Source organism: Bifidobacterium sp. W8110 (genome assembly GCF_016101375.1).
Taxonomy (GTDB): domain Bacteria; phylum Actinomycetota; class Actinomycetes; order Actinomycetales; family Bifidobacteriaceae; genus Bombiscardovia; species Bombiscardovia asteroides.
The window spans coordinates 1-4,721 of the sequence record NZ_JACFQO010000008.1 but is presented as its reverse complement, the minus strand read 5'-3'; the positions used below and the strand labels follow the sequence as shown (position 1 = coordinate 4,721).

Annotated in this window: 4 protein-coding genes; all 4 read left to right on the top strand. The window is 48.4% G+C overall.

Annotated elements, in window-relative coordinates; all coding sequences use genetic code 11:
- Positions 1–500: 500 nt before the first annotated feature.
- Positions 501–1,052, top strand: a complete 552-nt coding sequence (locus tag H3T88_RS08510) for a class III lanthionine synthetase LanKC N-terminal domain-containing protein (RefSeq protein ID WP_143243380.1) — start codon at positions 501–503, stop codon at positions 1,050–1,052.
- A 111-nt stretch (positions 1,053–1,163) separates the two neighbouring features.
- Entirely contained in the window at positions 1,164–1,862 is a 699-nt protein-coding gene (locus tag H3T88_RS08505) for an ABC transporter ATP-binding protein (protein WP_045924347.1), read from the top strand.
- Between the two features lie 47 nt (positions 1,863–1,909).
- Entirely contained in the window at positions 1,910–3,355 is a 1,446-nt protein-coding gene (locus H3T88_RS08500) for an FtsX-like permease family protein (protein WP_045924218.1), read from the top strand.
- 8 nt (positions 3,356–3,363) lie between these two features.
- The coding region (locus tag H3T88_RS08495; protein ID WP_101433109.1) for an ABC transporter ATP-binding protein at positions 3,364–4,721 on the top strand (1,358 nt) is incomplete at its 3' end.

Here is a 4,721-nt window from a genome sequence, read left to right as displayed (position 1 = left end):
CCGACCTATTAACAACCACCCAACACGCTTACAGCCACAAGGCCAAACCCCCAACATAAACAACGCGTTTAGTTCCTATAGCCCAGAATCTCTGAAGTGGGTGTCACTGCTCCAGGAAATCGGTGCAGACGCAGTCGTTAATATCATTCAGAATGGAAGCCACGGGGGAGGATCAGGTAAGTATAGACGCTGGGAAAAGTTTGCTATGCAAACGGCTTGGTGTCTTGACATCATTGGATGCAGCAATTGAAGGTCCATCTCTACTCAAAGGAAAGTTGCCATCTTAAAAGGCGACGTATGGGTACTTAGCTATCAAAGGCAATGAGCAAGTTATTAATATTCAAGAAGCGAGTTAAAACAGAAGTTGACACTGAACCGGGTTCTGATAATATTACTACAAAGCATAGTCCGCAACGATGGGAGACGCAATGATTGGGGAAGCTGTATACATGCGGGCGACGCACCCAGGATCTCCTTTCTTTGTCGATAGCCGTAGTCTCATGGCACATGCCGAAGAGTCATGGGATCCTGAACCTGACTGTCCGATAGGATGGGCTTCAAATAAATCCGTAGTATGGACATATATGCAGCCGACTGCTTGCATAATGAGGACCCACGGATGGAAAATTCATGTGACGGCTTCCCTTGACAATGCACAATCAGTTTTAGAAAAAGTTTCTAAAATCTGTATTTCAGAGCATGTTATGTTCAAATATCTCAGGGATAAACAACAGTACCGATCCTCCAATACCAAATATGCAGGACGCAGCTCTAGTGGAAAATTCATAACCATATATCCCTTTTCTGATGAGCATCTTGAAAGATTAACCCTCAAACTAGAGGAAGCAATAGGCGGTGAACCAGGACCTTATATCCTCAGTGATTTAAGGTACAATAACGGACCTATCTTTTTCAGATATGGGGCGTTTGTTTCAATAGAAATGTCCGATGCGGAAGGTGAGAAGATAAGTCTCATTCCCGACGCTGACGGAGTGTTGAAAGAGGACATATGCACCAGTTACAGCGATACGAGCAACGTGTTGTGTTGGTAAATAGGAATATCGCCCCATGACAGCGTTTATTTCAGTACTCGTTGTCGTGGGGCTTTATAATCGCATGAGGTCTGGCGATACTCTGATCTCAGTACCATGAAGGTTAATATTATGCGTGATGGTGTGGTAGTAGCTGAACAGCTAAGTAAGAATTTCGTCTCGGGTGACGGGACTCCCACTGTGGTGTTCAATGATCTTTCTTTTGTTGCTGCTGGTGGTGCCATGACCGCAATTACAGGGCCCTCTGGATGTGGTAAGAGCACCTTGCTATATTGCCTTTCTGGTCTTGAACAGCCATCTCAAGGAAATGTGTGGGTGCTGGGTGAGGAACTAACTAAGAAGAACCAGCGTAACTTGGCTTTGTTTCGCAGATCGCATATCGGGTTTGTGTTTCAGTCCTACAATCTTGTCCCGTCCATGACCGTTCGTGACAATATCCTGCTCCCCTTGACTCTCAGCCATCGCAAGGTCGATCAAGGAAGCATCGATGCCCTCATGGATAAGTTCCACTTGAGCGGGCACGACAATGACGCAGCTAGTTCGCTCTCAGGTGGTGAGCAGCAGCGGGTATCCTTGATTCGCACCTTGGTCGCGGATCCCGATGTTGTGTTCGCCGATGAGCCGACAGGTGCTCTTGACCAGAAGTCCGGACAGTTGGTTTTCTCGCAGTTGCGGGACTTCTCCCATCGACCCGGTAAATGCGTGGTCGTGGTCACACACGATCTCCGCCTGGCCCGGCAATGCGACGTCGTATACACCATGAGTGATGGCGGATTTGTCGCATCAGGGAATGTGGAAGAGCAAGCGTAGTTATTGCCCTGATTCTGTATGGCGATGCGGCGTGAAAGGTGTAAGTCATGAAGTGGGCGTTGAATGATCTGAAAGCCAATAGAGGAATCTGGGCCGGTGTGTTTCTTGTGCTTGTGGTCACGCAGACGATTCTGTGCGCCATGAGTGTATGCAAGGGAATCAATGATCTCAAACATGATTCCCCGGGGGAAGTGGGTGTGGTATCTCACCATCTCAGCACTAACGTGGACTCGGTCTACCAGATAGCAATGGTCCTGGGTTGCCTGGTCATTATGGTGACGATTCAGGCTTCCATAAGGCAGCGGCGGAAGGGACTTGCATTGTTGTCCCTGCTTGGTGCCACACCTAGGCAGGTGCTGACCCTCACCATGGTGCAGGTGTTCGTGCTGACTCTGATCTCCTCCATCGTTGGTATGGCGCTGGCGCCAATTCTTGCCCCACGGATTCTAAAGTTCCAGTTGGAGGCCGTGCTGTTACCGCCGCTTATCACTTTTACTTGGCAGGGTTTCTTAGACTTTGCTTTGAGGGGGCTTGCAGTCGGTTTCATTGTGGCTTTGTTGGGTGCTCTCTTTACTCTGCGTGCTTTGAGGAAAGTGCTTCCGGTTGAGCTGCTGAGAGGTTCAGGAACTGAGGAAGTCCACGTCACGAGAGCTGGGCGCGGTCTGAGGAGATTCCTTATTATCGGTGGTTTCATCGCCCTGCTGGCACCGGCTGTCGCTGCCGTCATCCTGGTGTTGAACGACCCCAAAACTCTGAGTAAGACCCAATTGGGCATCATCATGCAACCCATGTCATTAGGCCCGATCATCGCGATACTGCTGTTTCTGGTCGCTCTGGCCTATTCTGGAGGACCCATCATCCAATGGGCCACCAAAACATGGACGAATCTGGTTCCTGTGCAATCCGATGTCTGGAAGATCGCACGGGCACAAGCCATTGTGAGAAGTCGCGGGAAGGCATTCGGCTCCACCATCATCTCACTGACTGCTTGCCTGTTCCTGCTCGGTGGATTGTTAATCACAGGTCAAACCAGTACTGCTGCCATAAGTGGCTTTCCCCAGTTGAAAGACATGGGATCAGCCACACCGATAGAGCTTATGTCCAGCCTGTGGTCGGCCTTGCTCATTGCTGTAATCGGTGCGGTCGCCAGTTTCGCCATCTCTGCCAAGGAACGCAACCTTGATCTGGCCCTTATCTCCATCGCGGGCGCTGTGCCCGGACAGCTACTTGCCATATCGGCCTTGGATGGTTTCATCCTCGTGACCACCGGTATCCTTATCTCTGCGGGGGCCACCTTGCTCGTCGGAGTTTTCACCGCTGTGACATTCCTCCCTCTTTCCAAGAATCTCTTTGTAGTGGTCTTCCCCTGGAAGTTCTTCATTATCCTTGCTGTGCCCATTATCGCCGCGGGAACACTTTCCACATTTTTCTCTGCACGTTCTAGTTTGAAGCGATCGGCAATTGAAACCGTCCAAACAGCCATAGGCGAATAGCGGAAATCATGTCAACTATGCAAACTCAGCAACGTCAAAAAACCACAATTTTTAATGTATTCAGACTATTGAAACCGCACACAGCTATCACTGTTGTTGTGATGTCTGTGGGTATAGTGTCTTCAGGTCTGGCGTTACTACAACCTCTGTGTGTCAATTATCTTCTACACGCCATAGAACAGAGTCAGAAGTTGGTGAGACCAATTGCAGTCTTGGCGCTTTTGTTTGTAGCAGGCATCGTCCTGGATGGTTTGGGATCCAATATGGCAAACCGCCTTGCGGCGAAAATAGTTTTCGATAAACGTAGCAATCTCATTACCTGTATCCTCGGCCTGCCGGTACAAGAGTATGATAAGAGGGAGTCGGGTGACTATGTCTCAACTGTCATCTCAGATACTAATGAGTTACGCTCAGCCCTGTCATCAGACTTCTTTAAAGTGGCCGCGAATCTGTTAACAGCTTGCGGATCAGCTGTCGCTATGCTGTTCATTGATACCAGACTCTTTGCCGTGGCACTTATAACTTCGTGCACATCCATTCTGTTGATGATTGCTGCTTCTTCTCGTCTGCAGGCCTATACCGAACTGGTACAAGCTAAGACAGCAAGACTGTCTAATGCCATACTGCGATCATTAGCTGGAATTCGCACAATTAAGGCCTTTATGGCAACAGTGCCTGAAACGAAAAGAGTAGTCGGTACCGCAGAAGAAGTGTATCGGGCAACAGTAAAAGTGGCCAACAAGGAAACAATCATTCGGTCCATTGTGAACTGCGCCATACAGCTGACCTTACTAATCGTTTTTTCCTTTGGCGGCGCGGAAATAGCGAAAGGGGATCTTGATATTTCTAATTTCATCTCCTTTTCAATGTATTTGACTATGGTTGTTTCTTCGCTAAGCTCCTTTTCCTCATCTATAACCACGGCTTTCAAAGCTTTAGGACCACTCAGGAGAATAGAAGACATTGAATCTTTGCGCGATAAAAGCGAAACCGTAAGTTCGAGCAATATGCTTTCCCCAGATGGGCATTCCTCGTTTGATACAGCCAACATTACGCTGGAGTTCAAAGATGTATGCTTTTCTTACAATACAGCGGACAAAGATGATGAACGAAATACCACTCTGCAGAACATTAGTTTTAGCGCAGTCCCACACCAAAGAACCGTCATCGTGGGCTCGTCGGGTTCAGGTAAAACTACGCTGCTTTCCCTATTGGAGGCTTTTTATAGGCCGGATTCGGGGCATATCCTATACAACAATGTTGACTCAACTGATTTAAATGGGCCTATAGGAACTAAACGCGTTGTTTTAGGTTCTGTGTGTGGGTTTGGTTGTGTGTTGGTCAGAGTGTGGTGTTGGGGTATCTG

What these genes read in the sequence shown, in the direction of transcription:
- H3T88_RS08505 (WP_045924347.1), top strand. Translation starts at nt 1,164, where the DNA reads ATGCGTGATGGTGTGGTAGTAGCTGAACAGCTAAGTAAGAATTTCGTC.
- H3T88_RS08510 (WP_143243380.1), top strand. Translation starts at nt 501, where the DNA reads ATGGCACATGCCGAAGAGTCATGGGATCCTGAACCTGACTGTCCGATA.
- H3T88_RS08500 (WP_045924218.1), top strand. Translation starts at nt 1,910, where the DNA reads ATGAAGTGGGCGTTGAATGATCTGAAAGCCAATAGAGGAATCTGGGCC.